Source organism: Mesorhizobium sp. M0047 (assembly GCF_040323315.1).
Taxonomy (GTDB): Bacteria; Pseudomonadota; Alphaproteobacteria; order Rhizobiales; family Rhizobiaceae; genus Mesorhizobium.
The window spans coordinates 1-17,804 of record NZ_JAMYUW010000038.1; the positions used below are offsets into that span (position 1 = coordinate 1).

The following is a 17,804-nucleotide window of genomic DNA, read 5'->3' on the forward strand; positions in this document are numbered from 1 at the left end:
GTTGAATGTGATTAAATCCGGTCCGTCCGCAATTCTGTCATAACCGTGCTCGCCTGAATTTCGGCTCCCGTCCGCCTCGGGCCTAGGCACGCGGCGCAGATCCTGATGCCGGCGACGTATCCTTTCGCTGGACTGGTCCGTCTTAGCTGTTGATGGGCGGTCATCCCAAAGTCGCCCTCCCAAACGTATTGGAACAGGACACACCATGAAATGCTGGTGGAGGCTTGGCGCCGCGAGCCGCAAAGTTTCGGGGGTCAGTATCGTGAAACGCGCCGATCGTTCGTCCTTGGGACCGAAACAAAGATATCAAGAGAAGCGATGACCGCCATCATTACCGTCTTTGAGCGGTCGCCCGATGGCGGCAAGGGACTGGCGCGTGATACGCGCGTTCGCTGGGCGCTGGACGAAGTGGGCCAACCTTACGAGGTTCGCCTCCATTCGTTCAAGGCGATGAAGGAACCGGCGCATCTGGCGCTTCAACCTTTCGGGCAAATTCCGGCCTACGAAGAAGGCGATCTCCGGTTGTTCGGGACCGGGTCGATCGTGTTCCATATCGCGGAAACGCCATCCGGGCCTGTTGCCGGACGATGTAAATGCCCGGGCGCGCGCCATCACCTGGATATTCGCCGCGCTCAACACGGTGGAGCCGCCGATCCTTAGACTTGTAACCGCCAAGTTCCTTGAAGGCGACAAGCCTTGGGCGGCGCAACGCCTGCCTCTCATCCAGGACCGCATCCGCAATCGGCTTGGCAATTGTCCCGACGTCTTGACAAGGCCAACGGCTCGACGGTGCGTTCAGCGCAGGCGACCCCGTGAAATGCCTAATGTGCCGGACATCACGCCAGTCTGCCTTTTATGCGATTTTGGACGGACACACGGCGAACAGACCTTAACAGCTACGGTATACTTCCTCGTACCCGATGCTGATCCACGAGGGTCTTCCTCAATCCCAAGTGATAAGGGCGGCTTTCGGGCCTCGCCCTTTTTCCGGCTACGACTTCACGGCGGCCGGGTCGAAGCCGTCCAGCTCCTCGCCGATCTCGACAAGGGCCTTTCTGACTGTGTCCTCAACTTCCTGTCGTTTCTTCGGCGGCATCAGGCCCAGCCCCTTCAGCATCGCCTCGCGCCAGTGCTGCCCCCTGCCCCACGCTTCCGAGAACACTGTTGCAAGGTCGTCCTTGCGCCGGGTCGCCTCCAGTGCCTCGACAAGGAGGCTGGCCTGATAGACGTCTTTTTCGCGCTTGGCGACGCCATTTGCATCTGATTGCCTGCGAGAGGCGACGATGAGCTTGTGAACTGCATACCGTTCCGGCGACGGCACGGTTACAGGCACCCCTGACCGATGCAGCATCACGGTCCGGATGGGCTCGTGGATCAGGAAATCGAGGAAACGCAAGGGCTGCGCCGAAGCTCCCCCCAGTGCTGGCATCGGACTGGCATGGTCGGTGAAGTCATCGGATCCCCGGTTCGGCGTAAGGAACTCGACCTTGTATCGCGTTGCATTCTCGAATTGCGTCGTGTGTCCGGGATCCGATCTGTGGGGGATTTCCCTGAAGGTTGGGTCAATCTCTCTCAAGATTTCCAGGATCGGCGGCAGGCTGTCTTCGACTGACGACGAGATCGAGTAGTGCTGCGCGAAATCGGCATCGCCGGTTTGCAATGAAGCGCCTGGCAACCTTACACCGAGATGTCCTGCATACGTCTGGAAGGCAACCGTACCAACGAGCACGCCTCTTAGGCGGAAGATTCCTGCTGCTCCCATGGCTTCAACGACATCGCCAGTGAACCGGTCCGGAGCAGTCAGCATTGCTTCGCGAGTCAGCGTGGAGACGAGTTTCCGTCGGCCGCGGAGGTCTTCCTTAATCTCTTGGAAGGTTTCAACGCGTTTCGCGATCTCGGGGTCGTCGGACGGGCCGACATACTTCCGCGTTTTCTTGGGTTGGGTTTCCTCAAAATACCAATAGCCCCGCCCCTTCACCGGCACCCGGACAAAATTTCCCGCCGTGGAGAAGTCGGTTTCGAACGATGCATCAAGGCAGCGCTGAACAAGTTCCGCATACATCGTGCGATAAACGAGATCGACCGTCTTCATGCGTCGGCTCCGTTATAAGAAAAATGAGTTTCTCTTATAACGGCATGAGCTCAAGCGATGCAAGCGACGTTATAAGAAAATTGCCGAAATCTTATAACGCTGCCTTCCGCGTTGACGGTCGCCCAGCGAGCCCGCGGACGTGAAAACCACGGTCGCCGCGATCGCCGACGTTCGGGGGGTCCCCCGGTGGATGCCGTCATGACGATCGAACCTTCGCTCTCTACTGGGTATAGGAAGATTGTAATCTTCGTGCTACATATCCGCTCGATCTGTAGTGCGAAGGTGTCAAATGCCCACTCCACACAACCCTCCTGCTGCAGTGCGGCGCGCGCTGCGCAAACTTGGGGCGGACATCCATGATGCCCGTCGACGCCGACGGCTGCCGATGGCGGTCGTAGCAGAGCGCGCCTTCACGTCTCGCTCGACACTGCAAAGGGTCGAAGCTGGCGACACCAACGTCAGCGTCGGCATTTATGCCGGCGTCCTGCAGGCGCTCGGCCTGCTCGACGGCCTGAGCCAGGTCGCCGACATCAGCAACGACAGCGTCGGTCAGGCGCTCGCCAGTGCCGACCTGCCTAAGCATGTCCACCTCAGGCGGCCAACCGGATCGTCCCGCGATGACTGACTTCGAGGTCCATGTCGATTTGGACGGCCGCACACGCCCGGTCGGACTGGCGAGGAGCAATCGCGTCCGGGGTATCGAGACCATCCTCTTCGAGTATGACGGCGCATGGCTTGAGGACCCGGACCGCTTCTCCCTGGAGCCAGCCCTTGCTCTGAGCCGTGGCGCCTTCGCCCCTCCTGCCGGTCTTGCGACATTCGGCTCCATCGGTGACTCAGCGCCTGACACCTGGGGCCGGCGCCTCATGCAGCGCGCCGAACGCCGTCTCGCCGATCGGGAAGGCCGCGCGGTTCGCACGCTTGTAGAAAGCGACTACCTCCTTGGAGTGGCCGATGAGACCCGGCTTGGCGCACTCCGATTCCGCTGGGTCGGCGAAGAGATTTTCCAAGCGCCGATCCGTGCCGGCGTTCCTGCCCTGATCGAGCTTGGCCGATTGCTCCAGATCACCGAACGGGTTCTCCGGGACGAAGAAACGGATGAAGACCTGCAGCTCATCTTTGCCCCAGGCTCCTCCCTTGGCGGTGCCCGCCCGAAGGCGTCGGTCATCGACCAACATGGTCACCTCTCCATCGCGAAATTCCCGAAGGAGACCGACGACTACAGCATGGAGACCTGGGAAAAGATCTCGCTGCGGCTGGCCGGACAGGCAGGTATCGCCACCCCTCAGCACGAGCTGATCGACGTCGCCGGCAAGGCGGTCATGCTGTCGCGACGCTTCGATCGTTACGGGGCGATCCGCACCCCGTTCCTGTCGGCGATGGCGATGACGGGCGCCAGGGACGGCGAGCGCGGCAGCTATCCGGAGATCGTCGATGCTCTTGCTCAACACGGCGCTCAGGGAAAGACGGACGCCCATGCCTTATATCGGCGTGTCGTCTTTGGCTTGGAAAGGCGGGTTGGTCTCTCTCGCCGGCATACGACCTCAATCCCGTTCCGACTGATTTCAAGGCCCGGGTACTGACGACGAACATCGATCTCGATGAGGGCACCTGTTCTCGATCTGCTGGAAGCCGCGTCGGAGTTTTTCGCGCTCACACTGCCGCAAGCCCGCGCAATAATCAAAGAAGTCGCGACCGTGACCGCAACCTGGCGCGATACCGCCAAGGAGGTCGGCGCCCGCCCAGCCGAGATCAACCGCATGGCCAGCGCCTTCGAACACGACGATCTCAAACGGGCGCTGGCGCTATAACGAGGACATTCCTGCACAGCTTCGAACCGGCCAGCGCCAGTCCGATCACCGGCGCCACCGTCGAGGGTGCATGGAACAGACGATGAGTCCGCGGACGAAATCCCGATTTGAGAAAGCCGTGCAGCATCAATGGCATGATGGTGCATGATTTTGGATTTGCCGAGGAGCAAGTTCGGGCGATCCTACATGATCCCCCACGCCCGGTAGCGCCCCCGGCCCGTCACCTCCCGGATGCCGAGTTCGGCGACCAGGTCGAGCGGGCGCGCTGGCTGATTTTCAGCTCGGCCGCGATCAGTCCGGCCGAGGCCACCTCGGCGAAAGTGTGGAGGATAGTGTCGCTTTACAGTAATTATGAGAATCGCTTTTCAATCAATTCAGTTGGTCAGCTGTGCACTTAATTTGAGAACGTGCACTTGAGTTGATAATCATGCCGGCCGTCGGCATTTGATTTGACCAGCGTCTGCAGCGTAACGGGATCGAATTTCCAGAAGACAGTGTATAAAGGTCAAAGGATTAATGATCTTTCCGCTGATGCGATTGCAGTTAACTTGAGAATCTGGCGTCCAATATTCTCACGATTAAATGCCAATCCTGAACCAAACCGGCGCATTCTTACAATTAGGTGCCAAGCGACACGAGTTTTCAGCAGCCCATTTCAGCAGCTGATTAATGTGTGAGTTGGGAAGCTGCTGATATCAATTCCGCGGGATTCGGCGCCCGGCATACATTTTGACCTCCCTCTTCGGCTTCTGTGAAGCTCCAGCGCACAACGCCTTCCCGATCGAGCAGGAACTCGCCGATAAGCGGCATGTGACCGGCGATCATAATCTGCTGGTCGGCCTCCGTAATTTCATACCCGTCCTTTTTTTCGAGAAAGTCGCCCGCCGCAGCCGGGTTCATCGGTTCGGGCAACTCCCCCGGCAGATCGATCCGCATTGTCGTGACCAGGTCCATTCCGACTTTGTGCGGCCATTCGGTTTCATTCTCCGTCAACTCGACGATGGGTAAACCGAAGGCGCGATGCGAAGTCCCCTCCGGATCGGATGCGCTAAGAAGATTGGGTAGCGGATGGTAACGGAAGTAAAGCCGCGCACGTTCGACCGGCGTCTTGACCACTGCGAGACATTCGACGCCCTTCTCCTTCAGGGCCGGGTTGAGCTGCGCCATCGCCGCGACATGGCGCCGGCAGAACGGACAGTGCAGGCCTCGAAACAATCCGATCAGTAACGGGCTACGGCCTCGAAAATCATCGAGCGCGATCTTGCCTTCGCGCGAGATCGCGTCGAGCATAATATTCGGTGCCCGGTCGCCCGGCTGCAGCGGGCGGTCACTCGTGGACATGGACAACCTCCTCGCCCGGATCAGTCAAGAAGAGGCAACACGCCCAGCGCTTCGGTGTTGAGTCCGTGCTGGGGGCGCAAACCTTCCTGCGCCGGGCAAAATGGCGTTCGGCCTCTGCCATAACGCCGAGGTCGAAATTACGCGCGTTGCAAGCCCATCATAACACGAAAAAAGCATCTGCGTGTCGCCCGTGTGACGGTGCTCGAACCCCGCCAGTATTTCCACGCATGCGACGGCACCGTAAAGTTATCGCTTGCAGGGTAAAGTGGTGGCGTCCTCATCCAAGTTTCATGCCAGCAGTGACGTGAGTGATTTCGCGCCAAGTTTCCGTGGCAGCGAAGCGCAGTTCACGATGGTCGGCGGATCGTTCTCGTCGTCGTATCGGCTGGTGCGAGTTCTCCGCTCGGTTGTTCAATCCCTTGTGCCGGCGATGTTCGACCTGCGGCATGATCTCTCGACCAGCCACAGCGGATCATGAAGCGCTTCAAGCCATCCGGCCAACTTAAGCGGTTCGTTTCCATCCACGATCCGTTTGCCACCTGTTTCACTTTCCCCGCCACGCTCTTTCACGTAAGAGCCGAGCTTGTCGGTGATCATCACGCGCGGTGCATGACTCTGCTTTTTCAGCAGTTTGCGCATCAGCCGCTTTGCAGCCTTGGCATTTGTGCTGGGGATCGTTCACAGCGGGATTCTGGTTAAGCGTCTGCGTGCTCTGGTGCTCGGAGCGCTTGTTGTTATGGCCGCCGTGCGCTTTGTGCCGCTCGGCGCGGTCCTATTCTACATCGGGAGCGCAGCGACGATGCTGGCGCTGTGGCCGCTGGCCTACGAGATGTGGCGACAATCAGGAGAGCGGCGCGCTGAGCAAACGCCAACCGTGGCAGGCTGATCACACCGTGAGGTGCGAGCTTGATCGGCGGGAGCGAAATCAAACTTTGATACCCCGGAGACCGTCTTTACGCCGCTCTCGGCGCTATTTGGGCTACCGTTACGAAACGCGTGATGCCGCCCTATGCCGCCCTTGGTCAGCCGCCTTCGCCTCATCGATGCGGTGAACTTGAGCCGGAAATACGGTGTGGATGCTTCCGGACGTCGCACAAATGGGGAGCAGCCAATCCCGTGAGCTAAAACCGCGCCTATGCGGCCCGAGTGCCCCGCAGTGCTGTCAGCCGCCCGTCCGCGCGGCTTCATCGACCGAAGGAAATTCCCCACCCAGCCAAGCACTCGGTAGTGCACTCGATGTTGGCCCAGCGGATGATCCTGTCACGGTCGCGTTGACCTGAGATCGGGTAATTTCGAGCGCGTTCATGAATTCGGGGGTCGCAGTCGGCTGTCGGAACGCAGTGGTGAGTTCGGGTCAGGGCGAGGAATATCCCTCAGGTGTGGTAGCTCTAACTGCTCTGATTGAGTGCGCCAGGAGCTTACTCACAGCCGCTAGACGCCACACCATCTGACCAATGGCGACCCCCCGAATTCTAACCTAGAGACTGCCTGGTCAGCCAAGCCGATCGGGCACCTGCAGCCCCATCAGTTGTGTCGCATCCGCGGTCCATTTCAGCGTCAGTTCTCTCGCCGGCAACTGTTTGCCAAGCGCGGCCGACTGTCCGGCCCACAGCGGCGAGAAATCCCCTGACCCCGATGCCTCGGCCTTGGTCGTGAGGGGCATCACGGCGGAGGTTGCGAGCGGGAAGTCCGGGATGCTGGCGCCCATCGGTCCCATTTCACGCATGAAGCGGTTGACGATAGCCCGTGCCGGACGCCCGGTGAACACGTTGGTAAGTGTCGTCCCGTCATCGTGCGCATATGCCAGCGCGCTTTTATGGACCGCGCTGGCCAGAGATTCTGGACAGCGCAGGTAGGCGGTGCCGATCTGCACTGCCGACGCGCCGAGCATGAAGGCGGCGGCGATGCCGCGCCCGTCGGCAATGCCGCCCGCCGCGATCACCGGCACTGCGACTGCATCGGCGATCTGCGGCACCAGCGCGAATGTGCCAGGCTGACTCAAAATATCCGAGCCAAGAAAGACCCCGCGATGGCCTCCTGCCTCCGCGCCTTGCGCGATGATTGCGTCGCAGCCGCGCACTTCGAGCCATCGCGCCTCTTCGACGGTCGTCGCCGAGGCAATCAGTTTCGCGCCGGTGGCCTTCACCCGCTCCAACAGGTGCAGTTCCGGCAGGCCGAAGTGGAAGCTAACCACTTTCGGTGAAAGTTCCTCGACGATGGCGCATCCCGATTCGTTGAAGGTAATGGGGGCTGGACCGGAGGGAATCGCATCGGCGTCGATGCCGAACTCGCTGTAATAAGGCGCGAGGCGCTTGCGCCAGGCCGCTTCGCTATCCGCATGGGCAACCGGCTGCACGTGGCACATGAAATTGAGGTTTAGCGGCCGGCTGGTGCGTTGCCGGACGATACCGAAGTCAGCGCGTATCTTGTCGTCGGCCAGCATGGCGCATGGCAGCGAGCCGAGCCCGCCCGCTTCGCAGACCGCGATCGCCAGTTCAGGCCCGGACGAACCCGCCATCGGCGCCTGCAGGATCGGCAGCTCGATGCCGAAAAGATCAAGGATGCGTCGGTTCGGCCACATAGCAATGTCCCCGTCCACCAGTATGACGGTTTTTTGGACACGAGATCAGGCTACCATATCCGTTGCCCAACTTCCATGCGTTGAGATAGCCAAGTGCCAGCGCAGCGTTTGCAGAAGCGCTCGTTCGGCGCGAACGCTTGCTATCCATCACCGTTCCGGACGTTCACGAACGGATCTGTAGCGTCTGGATCGGTCACGGAGCGCCGCTCCGCGACGGCTTACAATTCGACCTGTTCGGAAATAGCCAATGCAATGCCAAGATAGCGGACGGTGCTGTCAAGCTTATTGTGCCCGAGGAGCAGCTGCGCGGCGGCTGTTGCCTGTCTTCTTGTAAATCAGCTCTTCATCGCTGCGCCCGCAGGTAGGGAGCCGATTTCGAGTGTCGGCAACAATTAGGGCCGTGAGATGACGTCGCAGCTGCGGTAATCAGAACATGCAATAAGGACTTGTACGTTTCGAGCCTGATAGCGTTCTCTTCCATAAGTGATACCCCACACCACGGCGGTAGAGTTCCCGACCCAAAGCCGGAGCTCAAAAATCTGCTCGCACAGCTTATTAGTACTAGGGACAAGCTGGGCTGCCAAGGACCTGATGGCGGAGCAGTTGCGCGCGGGGAAACCTTTGATACGTGATGCTGTATGAGGTCGCGCTCGACGACGGGACGGCGTTGCGATCGTCACCTTCGCCGCTGCTGCCGACTATGGCTAGATTTTGCCGAGCAGCCGCTCGTATTCATGTTCCGGCTCGCTATAGGTGCCGTCTGCGATCTGAAAGAGGCCATCACGATCCCGGATAAGAATTTCACCACGGTTCGCTCTGATCAGCCCCTTGCCTTCAAGTTCCTGGATGGCGACGGTCACGCCGGGGCGCCGCACGCCGAGCATGACGGAAATGAACTCGTGGGTGATAGCAAATCTGTCATCCCTCACCCGGTCCTGGCACATCAGCAGCCAGCGCGCTAACCGTTCGTCCAATTTCGACCGGGCATTCACCAGGGCGGTGTAGCTGGTCTGAATAAAGAGCGTTTGGACGTAGAGAAGCAGCAGGGCTTTAAGGGTCGCGCTTTCGGACATGGCTGCCGACAACGCTGACGCAGGCACCTGGAAGCCCTCCCCGACAATCTGCATGTAGGTGTCATGTGCGGCTAGATCGCCGCCAAGCACCACCAGTGCGCCGGTCATGCCTTCCAGACCTATCAGGCCGACTTCCGTATCGCGGCCTTTCGGAATCTTAGCAACGACGGAGGCGATGCCGCTTTCCAGGAAATAGACGTATTCGATCGGGAACTTGGCGGTTTCAAGGGGAGTGCGCAACGGCAGATCCACCCGTTTCAGATGTGGCTCGAGTAGGTCGAGGTCTGCGCGAGAAAGTCGCTTCAACAGGGCATTGCGATAGGTGATGTTTGGCTGGTTAGACATGACTCCACCCTTCATAGGGCAAGAGCTCAGTGATCTCCCAGCCGTTCGCGCCCGTGAAAACGTGCGAACGATAGGTCACATATAGGTTCTGCGGGCAACAACGCCTAATCACGTTAGGCATTTACGGACGGGCACCCGGCTTCTCCGCCGCGCGTGAAAAGGGGAATTCCAAGACCAGTACGTCGCGCTCATCGAAGATTTCGAACGAATTGCCGGTGAGGAGCGGCTTCCCGGCCAACAGTCCTTCGGCCAGGATTTCCTTGGCGGACGCCATGGCATCGTCTTCTACCACTTGCAAATTTGCGCACTCCTGCCCCTCTGGATCCTTGAGGAGCTGGCCGTCCCGGGTCCGAATGTGAAAGAAGAATCTCGGCATGGCTGCTCCGCGTTGCTCGACTTTTAAATGCGGCACGCATGTTGAATAGCGTCGGAAACGTACCAAACGTGGATATCCACGCGGCCGCGTGAACCCCTCAATAGCTTACTCAGCCAGGGCTCTCCGTTGAGATCGATCTGTCAAACCGTACGCCTAGACCATGTGCGATGGCGCTGGCTGCGATCAGGTCATCAAAGGCTTTTCCGGAAATCGGGCAGTTCGGGAGTACCTCCCGAATTGCAGATTCTGCCGTCGAGGTAGAAATGACGTCATGTCGCCTTTTTCTGGTTTCGACATATTGCTCGACCAGCATTTTCAGGCGTCTTGTTGCAATTTCATCTGCAAACATCGGGTTTCTCCTGCCGGCCGAGGCCGCATTCGTTCGCGGCGGCATACATCGATTGGTGAACCCGCCGCACGAGCGTTAACTCGATTGCCCAAAGCTGCTGTAGGGTAATTTGTTCCGGATAGCCGAGGCTTGGTAATTCCCAGACAATTGAGTGATTGGCGGCTCTCTGGCGCGGTGGCCCGAATGTCAGCTTTCGAACTCGGTCTGGAGCGGTGGCTAGAGCCGTTCGTCTCGGCTTTGAGGCACAAGACACGCCATCACAACTGATCCGAATTCGACCAACTCTACGACGACAAATTCGACCACTGGAAAACCGAACGGCGCGAGCGACCGTTGCAAGGACTCCGCCGGCAATGACCTAGACAACAACACTGCAAGCGGTGCGGTCACATCGAACACGCAGCACTGCAATAAGTGACCGAGCGCATTCGACAAACCGGGTAAGCCTCGACGGCCCGCCTTTTGGATGTGGCTGGCCGTCACCATCATTTGGTATTGTTGTAGTTGTCAGTCCACCAGCGCGGAGTGGTACTCCTACCAAGCACTTTCGAAACCGGTAGATCGCGCTGCACAAAATGAGCACTGCGAAGACGAGCATGTTGTGTAGCAATTCCCCACTTCGTTTCCCCGAGAGCGTCAGCCCCGCCTCGCAACACATCGCAAGTTGATTGGCTCATCGACAGTCTGTCTCCAAACACGGTCTCGTCCAATAAGACCGGCGACAAGCAGAAGTTTCCGTCCCACGCCAGGCGCCCAAGGTACCTGGCGCCAGTTGGCCAAATGATGTGACTACACGACTGCAGGTGGTCCAGCCACCGCAGTGCTTCGCTCTGCTGAGCGCATCTTAGGGCGGCTATTTCCCCGGAAGCCCTGCCCTTGTCTCGGGAAAAATTGCGGCAGTGTTTGTGCTGCTTGAGAATCGGCAGGAATGTGCAGGAAGCAGAAGGTCCCCGTTTTGAGCGCTGATTCCTTTCCACGCCACACCTGCCGCGATCAAGGCGCGCTGGAAAAGTTAGGAGCGGCGGGTTCATCCGGCCAAGAGTCTGTACGGGCCGAGGTTGCAAAAAGGAAAAGTTTGTCATATTGAGCGCGCGGGCCGATTGAGGGTGGCCGCCAAATCACAAAGGTCGCCCATGTCCGACGACTTCTCGCGCATCATCGCTTTCCTTGCCGTTGTGCTGGCCCTGCTGTGCGCTGGGATTCAGTTCCAATGCGGCCACATTGAATCAACCCTGTATTTTATGATCGGCGCCATTCTGCTGACAGCGTTCACCCACCTGAACGTGCGCAACGGGTTGATTTAGGCTCTCAAGCGCCACTTGGATTAATGATTTCGAGTCGAAGCAAAATCGTCCGGCCAGTTGGGTGGAGCGATGCAATCATCGAACTGCCAGTTGTCCTGTGGGGATGTTCTGGTCGACGTGTGTGCCTTTGAGCGCCTGCCGCGCCGCAATGTCCGCTCAACCCCAGACGGATGGCGCTGTGTCCCTCTCAACGGACAGCTCTAATTACTCCAGTGACCCTGCCCGCGCGGTCGAGGCGGCAACCGATTGCCTAACGTCGATCCCACTCTGTCCTGCGTAGCTGTTCGCATCTCGATCTTCGCCGTGCAGTATACCCCGCTTCGATGCAAGGGCCCTGCGCTCGATGCGTGTAGACGCACAGGGCCGAATGGCGCCGCAGCCGATGGTATCGCCGCGCGGCAGGCTCGCACGACTGCGGCTGGCGGACCGCCTTCGCTTTCAGGGGTCCCGGAGATCCAAAGCGATGTCCCTTGTGGGGTCATTATCCCGGCTTCGGATGGCCCAAGGACCGGTGGCACCACGATCGCATGCTCGGGAGTATTGGCAGGAACGGCTGTCCCAACTGGTGGCGGAATACCGGGAGCACTCACTGCGCCTTCGTTTTGGGCGGGTGGATCGTCGCCCATGCGACACCCCCCAAACTGCCTTCGCCTTTGCTCCCACCCGTTCCGCTGGTACGAACGGCGTGGAGTGGTCCATTACGTGCGCTGGCCGGTCGCGCCATTGCGCTCGCGCTCGCGGCGCTTTGCCAACAGCTCCTGTGTTTTGCGCAGCAGCCATCCGCTGACGCTGGCACTCGGTTTGCTCTGCTTGCCGCACGGCCTTCGGTGCGAGCCCACCGTCAGCTTCTCCGATAGCCTCTGCTGGGCTTCGGGGACGAGTGGCTGGAACGAATCGTCCTTGGCCGCGTTGAGGGCGGTCGAGTTGAGGCCTTGGGATGAATGAAGTACCGCGGGCGAATGTAATCGCCTACAAGAACCCGGAAACCTCCCGTGAGGATGGTCGCGAATTCGACTACCAGGATTTCTTCGAGAATGGTGCCGCTGCGCTTCATCTGTTGAGCGCAGATGGTGTCATTCTGCGTGCCAACAAAGCTGAGCTCGACCTTCTCGGTTATTCCGCAGAAGCCTATGTCGGTCGCCACATTGCCGACTTCTATCCCGACCGGGAGGTGATCGACGATATCTTGGGGCGCCTCAACCGTGGCGAGAAGATCGCGAGATACCCGGCGCGACTTAGGGCCTGCGATGGCTCAATCAAACATGTCGAAATCACGTCGAGCGGCCATTTCCGGGATGGCAAGCTGATCAACATCCGATGTTTCACCATGGATGTGACCGACCTCGAGCGGACGCGGGCAGAGCTCAGGCGGCAAGACAGCACCTATCACCAGATCCTCGATAACCTCCCCGTCGCCATCTACACGACGGACCAGGACGGGACGATCACCTATTACAACCGCGCCGCCGCTGAGCTTGCAGGTAGAGAGCCCGAGATCGGCAAGGACAAATGGTGCGTGACATTCAAGCTCTTCACTCCTGACGGCAAGGAATTGCCACATGACGAGTGCCCAATGGCGATCACGCTCAGAGAAAACCGCGCTGTGCGCAATGAGCACGCCATAGCGCAGCGTCCGGACGGGTCCTTCTTCCCGTTCCAGCCTTATCCCACTCCGATCCGGGACGAGAACGGCAATTTGATCGGTGCCGTTAACATGCTGTTTGACCTGACCGAACGCCAGGTTTCGGAGGAAGCCAGGCACCATTTGTCCGCCATCGTGGAATCCTCGTTCGACGCAATCGTCAGCAAAGATCTGAATGCCATCATCAAGAGTTGGAATCGGGGCGCCGAACGGCTGTTCGGGTACACCGCCGAGGAGGCCATAGGTCGGTCGGTGACCATGCTGATCCCGGATGACAATCAGGACGAAGAGCCGCGTATCCTGGAACGCATCCGCCGTGGCGAACGGGTCGAGACCTACGAAACGATCCGCCAGCGCAAAGATGGCACTCTGGTTCCGGTCTCGCTAACGGTATCGCCCGTGCGCAATGCTGCCGGGCACATCATCGGCGCATCGAAGATCGCACGCGACATCTCATCGGCGCGGGAAAACGAGCATCGTATCCGGTTGCTGATGCGGGAGGTCAACCACAGGGTCAAGAACCAGTATTCTGTCATCCTTTCAATGATCCGGGAAACCAACAAGCGCGCCGAAAATCCCGCGGCCTTCGAACGGCAGGTTCGCGAGCGGATCATGGCTCTTTCACTCTCGCATGACTTGCTCGTGTTGGGCGATTGGAGAGGCGTCACCCTTTTCGAACTGTTGCTGTCGCAAACCAAACCGTTCGGCAATGAGGGGCGCATTTCCATGTCCGGACCGTCCATTGTCCTCAGCCCCAACGCGGTCCAGTATCTCGGAATTGCCTTTCACGAACTCGCGACCAACTCAGCCAAATACGGGGTGCTGTCAGGAGATGAAGGCAACATTTCCGTCACGTGGGATATCACGGGTTCCAGAGCAGAGAGGTTCTTTCATCTCACTTGGGCCGAAACAGACGGGCCGCAGGTGCAGACCGTCGGAGAAGGCGGCTTTGGAACAGTGGTGCTGAAGCGAGTTGCGCCCCAGGCAGTTGCGGGCAAGGGGACTCTTGAGCACGCCTCGCATGGGATCACCTGGACGCTGGAAGCGCCGTTGGCCGCCGTGGAGGCATCCGTTCTCAATGAGGGTTGACGTCGCGGGTCTCGGCACCTCGGCACTGGCGAGGAGCGGACCTTGGCGGTGGGGAAACCCTTCGGCGTCCTCGCCGGCTCGGCCTGCCGTCGGCGAACCGGCCGAGTTCCACCTCCGACACTCCGCCGGCGGCGACCAGCATGGCAAACACCGATCCTGGTAATTCGTCCCGCGGGAACGCCCGGCTTCTCCATCTTCGTATCCGGCGAAAGGCCGGCTGGATTGCCGATGTGTGCGAGCCATAACCGGGCGACAAGGCCAGCGCGAATGCCACTGCAGCACGCATACTCTCCTCATCCCGCGATCACGCGGGTTGGAGGGATCACCTGTCATGGCTCGACTTTGCGGAACGCAGGGCGTCCAGCGCCGAGCGAACAGCCCCGAGCTCTGGAGCGGCGGACTGAGATCGCCTGAAGATCAAGCGGCCGTTCCGAAAGCCGAACCCTTCGGCCGCTTTGATGCCGCGCCACTGCGATGCCGTCGATTTTGTGCGAAAGCTCATTGCGATCGATTCCGGCCCGACATCAACCTTGCTGACGCCCATTTCCGCCGCTGCTATTCGTAACGCGGTCAGTTTCAGCAAAGTTGCCACTTCACCAGGCATGGTCCCGAAGCGGTCTTCGAGCTCATCGGCGAATGCGCTGATGTCTGCCTCCGAGCTCATCCGGCACAACCTCGTGTAAAGGCTGAGACGAACCGCGGGCTCGGGCACATAGCTCTCGGAAAATGCAGCCGTGACCTGCACATTGATTTCGGCAAGTTGCTTGTCGGGGTTGGGCGCACCAGCAGCACGCGAGACTGCTCGCTCCAGGAGGTGGAGATACAGGCCTGCGCCAATCAGCTTCATGTGGCCCACCTGCTCCTCACCGAAAATGTCCCCGGCACCGCGGAGGTCAAGGTCCCTTTGGCTGATGGACAAACCGGAACCTAGCCGGTCCAACGCAAGCATCGTCGAGAGTCGGGCCCTCGTCTCGTCGGCCAGGACGGCATCGGGCTCCGTCAGAAGAAATGCAACGCCCTGAACCCGCCCTCTTCCCACACGACCGCGCAGCTGGTGCAGTTGAGCAAGACCGAACCGATCCGCACGCCAGATCACGATGGTGTTCGCCCGAGGCACATCGAGACCGCTTTCGACAATGTCGGTGCTGAGCAACACGTCGCCATCACCGTCGGCGAAACGCACGACGATTTCGTCCAGCACGCGCACCTTCATTTTGCCATGTGCCGTCTTGACCGTGAGTTCAGGGACCAAACTGTCAAGCAGATGAGCGATCGGTTCGATGTCCTCGATCCGCGGAACGACGAAGAAGCTTTGCCCGCTGCGCCGGTACTCGCGCAAAAGGGCAGCCCGCGCCGATCCCGCATCGAAAGGCGCCAGCATCGTGCGAACGGGGCGCCTCCTGGCGGGCGGCGTGTTCAGCACGCTGACTTCCTGTATGCCGGCCATAGCGGATTGGAGCGTGCGAGGTATGGGCGTAGCACTCATGCTCAATGTGTGAAGGCGAGGCGCCAGGTTTCGCAAGGCCTGCTTCAACTTGACGCCGAAACGATGCTCCTCATCGATCACAAGCAGTCCAAGATCTGCGAAGGTGACGCCCTTGGCGGCAACGGCGTGCGTGGCCACGACCACAGCGATGCGGCCGTCGCGCAGACCTTCTTTCACCTTTCTTGCTTCTGAAGCTCCCACCACTCGCGAAAGATGGGCTACCTGGAGACCCGTTCCCGCGAAGCGGCGGCTGAACGTCTCGTAGTGTTGGCGTGCCAGCACCGTGGTCGGGGTTACGACGGCAACCTGCTTGCCCGACAACGCGACGGCTGCGCATGCACGTAGCGCTATCTCTGTCTTGCCAAATCCGACGTCGCCGCAGATCAGCCGGTTCATCGTTCTGCCTGACGACAGATCGTCGAGCACCGCGCGGATGGCTTCGGCCTGGTCGGGGGTCTCGGCATAGGGAAATCGCGCCGCAAAACGAGCAAGGTCGGCACGCGGCGGCCTGATAATCTCGGCCGGCTCATTCGACCTGGCGTTCGACAGGGCAACTAGGCGCCTGCCAAGTCTGCCGATCTCGAGGAACGCAGCCCGGTGCCGTTTCGACCAGCCATCGCCGTCGAGCCGGTCGAGCGGTACTGCACCCGGATCTGAACCGTAGCGCCATATGCGGCAGAAGTCACTGACCGGGACTAGCAGCGACGCGCCGTCGCGGTATTCCAGCCTGACAATGTCTTGTCGCTGGCCGGCCAAATCGACCTGCTCGACCGCAGCAAGCACGCCGAGACCGTGTTCTTCATGTACAACGACATCGCCAATTCGCAGCTCGGGGTCGAGCACACTCTGAGGCGAGTTGCCTTGCGCTCTCAAGACCGGCCCGAATATGTCCGCCGCCGCAATCACGGCAAGGCGCGACTTCGGGTCGGCGAATCCCTCCTCGATGTTGAATTCGGCCTTGAGAAGGGAGCCTCCGGCAGCCGAACGGATTTGCGCCCAGTCGGCGACTTTTTCCATCCGTCTGCCAAGCTTTCGCACGAGCAGCTTGTCTGCCCGTTGCAGCTCCGACGCGCGTCCTGTGACCACCACGCTGACGCCCGAGCTCGTTTGAGTCTTCACATATTCAGCGAATTCATGCCCTGACCGCGACGCCTGGAAAAATTTGGGAGTTCGAGCCGTAGCAGCCGAAAGCCTCAAACACTGCCGATTTCGAACCGCCTCCTTCCAATCGTCACGCGAGAGATAGAATTGGTCCGGCAAGGGTTTCGCCGATCCAGCGATCTCCCGCCGGGCACGGCTCGCGTCCTCCACCAGATCCAGAATGCGGGCCAGTGGAGAGCCCTCAAGGCCTGCCAGGAAGGAGATCGAAGCACCCCACGCGACATCGAACAGTGATGGCAGGCTGCCATAAAGGGAGACGAGGCGCTCCTCCATCGAGGTCGTGCGCATCGCAGCTACCTCAGGGTGATTGCCGGCCTGAAAGATGAGCTCGGATGCCGGCCCGAGCAGGACCAGGTCATGAGATCGCTCGCTCCTTTGGCTGATCGGGTCATAGGTCTTGAGCTCAGAGATGGAGGTCTGGGCATCCAGAACGATGCGAACCGGGCTGACATCGCCGGCGGGAAAAACATCGATGAGGTCGCCCCGCAGGGCGATTTCGCCCGGTTCGTCTACCCGATCGTCGACCACGTATCCAATTCGCTCTGCCGTGGTTTTGAAGAGCTCTCTGTCAAGCGTTTGTCCCACCTGCAAAGTGGTGAAGGCTCGGGCAATGGCTAAAGGCGGCGGCACCCGCTGGAGGGCGGATTCGATCGACGTGACGGTAATGCGCCGGAGCTTGGAGGCTTGCGTGATCGCGTGCAGGACGCGGAGCCGCCTTCCCATGTTGTCGCGTGTTGGCCAAACCTTGTCATAGGGCAGGCAATCCCAAGACGGTAGCAAGAGAATTTCTGCTTGAGGCAGGAACTGCCGCAGGGCCTGCGCAACATCCTCGGCCTCGCGGTTCGAACCGGCTATATGGAGCAAGTCTTCGATCCCCTTGTTTTCAAGAACGCTGACTAGGGCTGCCGCAACCGCAGCTGCCGGCGGAGAGCCGTCATCTTCTCCCTCCGCCACGCGGTCGTTGGATGGGCAAGTTTGCCCAGCAGCTTCTCTCTTGGGGATGGGTCTGTTCATTGGCGCACCTTGCGATCACTGCCAGAACGGCAGCGGAGCGGCTGTGTTCCGTCGGCTAAAACCTGAATCCGAGCAATCTCCTTTGTGCTGCGAAGCCGTTCGACACTTCAAAATTTCCAGCCTCGCGATGTCATAGGTTA

Annotated in this window: 11 protein-coding genes and 4 pseudogenes; 6 read left to right on the forward strand and 9 right to left on the reverse strand. The window is 59.9% G+C overall.

The annotated features are described in order from the left end of the window. Positions 1-318: 318 nt before the first annotated feature. Positions 319-809 (forward strand): annotated as a pseudogene (locus tag NKJ89_RS27300) (glutathione S-transferase family protein); the annotation flags it as partial. 182 nt (positions 810-991) lie between these two features. Here the strand turns inward: NKJ89_RS27300 and NKJ89_RS27305 are convergent. Continuing rightward, positions 992-2,092, reverse strand: a complete 1,101-nt coding sequence (locus tag NKJ89_RS27305) for a nucleotidyltransferase family protein (protein WP_023759943.1) — start codon at positions 2,090-2,092, stop codon at positions 992-994. A 289-nt stretch (positions 2,093-2,381) separates the two neighbouring features. On the opposite strand from NKJ89_RS27305, the gene NKJ89_RS27310 reads away from it, so the two are divergent. Next, a complete protein-coding gene (locus NKJ89_RS27310) occupies positions 2,382-2,717 on the forward strand; it encodes a helix-turn-helix domain-containing protein (protein ID WP_023759942.1) in 336 nt (111 codons plus the stop codon). Beyond that, positions 2,710-3,903: pseudogene (locus tag NKJ89_RS27315) on the forward strand (type II toxin-antitoxin system HipA family toxin). Before NKJ89_RS27310 ends, NKJ89_RS27315 begins: the two are co-directional and overlap by 8 nt. Before the next feature lie 182 nt (positions 3,904-4,085). On the opposite strand, the pseudogene NKJ89_RS27320 reads toward NKJ89_RS27315, so the two are convergent. The 3 genes and pseudogenes from NKJ89_RS27320 to NKJ89_RS27330 form a co-directional block, all read right to left on the reverse strand. Next, positions 4,086-4,213: pseudogene (locus NKJ89_RS27320) on the reverse strand (helix-turn-helix domain-containing protein); the annotation flags it as partial. Between the two features lie 356 nt (positions 4,214-4,569). After that, positions 4,570-5,244, reverse strand: coding sequence for a peroxiredoxin-like family protein (locus tag NKJ89_RS27325; protein ID WP_502904162.1), 675 nt, complete (start codon positions 5,242-5,244; stop codon positions 4,570-4,572). 277 nt (positions 5,245-5,521) lie between these two features. Next, a pseudogene (locus NKJ89_RS27330) lies at positions 5,522-5,907 on the reverse strand (hypothetical protein); the annotation flags it as partial. Between NKJ89_RS27330 and NKJ89_RS27335 the strand changes: the two are divergent. Continuing rightward, positions 5,900-6,130 (forward strand): hypothetical protein, encoded by a 231-nt coding sequence (locus NKJ89_RS27335; RefSeq protein WP_352607162.1) that lies wholly within the window; start codon positions 5,900-5,902, stop codon positions 6,128-6,130. The pseudogene NKJ89_RS27330 and the gene NKJ89_RS27335 sit on opposite strands and share 8 nt — an antisense overlap. A 606-nt stretch (positions 6,131-6,736) precedes the next feature. Here NKJ89_RS27335 and NKJ89_RS27340 read toward each other — a convergent pair. The 4 genes from NKJ89_RS27340 to NKJ89_RS27360 form a co-directional block, all read right to left on the reverse strand. Then, a complete protein-coding gene (locus NKJ89_RS27340; protein ID WP_352607164.1) occupies positions 6,737-7,825 on the reverse strand; it encodes an NAD(P)H-dependent flavin oxidoreductase in 1,089 nt (362 codons plus the stop codon). Positions 7,826-8,529: 704 nt separating this feature from the next. Beyond that, positions 8,530-9,243: a Crp/Fnr family transcriptional regulator gene (locus NKJ89_RS27350; protein WP_023761977.1), complete on the reverse strand. Its 714-nt coding sequence runs from the start codon at positions 9,241-9,243 to the stop codon at positions 8,530-8,532. 121 nt (positions 9,244-9,364) lie between these two features. Continuing rightward, positions 9,365-9,619 carry a DUF6894 family protein gene (locus NKJ89_RS27355; RefSeq protein ID WP_023761978.1) on the reverse strand — a complete coding sequence of 85 codons (255 nt, stop codon included), beginning with the start codon at positions 9,617-9,619 and terminating at the stop codon, positions 9,365-9,367. Positions 9,620-9,728: 109 nt separating this feature from the next. Beyond that, positions 9,729-9,968, reverse strand: a complete 240-nt coding sequence (locus NKJ89_RS27360) for a hypothetical protein (RefSeq protein ID WP_084025654.1) — start codon at positions 9,966-9,968, stop codon at positions 9,729-9,731. A gap of 1,133 nt (positions 9,969-11,101) precedes the next feature. On the opposite strand from NKJ89_RS27360, the gene NKJ89_RS27365 reads away from it, so the two are divergent. Continuing rightward, positions 11,102-11,272, forward strand: a complete 171-nt coding sequence (locus NKJ89_RS27365; protein WP_352486204.1) for a hypothetical protein — start codon at positions 11,102-11,104, stop codon at positions 11,270-11,272. Positions 11,273-12,209: 937 nt separating this feature from the next. Then, positions 12,210-14,003 carry a PAS domain S-box protein gene (locus tag NKJ89_RS27370; protein ID WP_352607166.1) on the forward strand — a complete coding sequence of 598 codons (1,794 nt, stop codon included), beginning with the start codon at positions 12,210-12,212 and terminating at the stop codon, positions 14,001-14,003. A gap of 322 nt (positions 14,004-14,325) precedes the next feature. On the opposite strand, the gene NKJ89_RS27375 is transcribed toward NKJ89_RS27370, so the two are convergent. Continuing rightward, the gene (locus NKJ89_RS27375; RefSeq protein ID WP_352607168.1) at positions 14,326-17,664 is read right to left on the reverse strand and encodes a DEAD/DEAH box helicase; all 3,339 of its coding nucleotides are present in this window, start codon (positions 17,662-17,664) and stop codon (positions 14,326-14,328) included. Between the last annotated feature and the right edge of the window lie 140 nt (positions 17,665-17,804).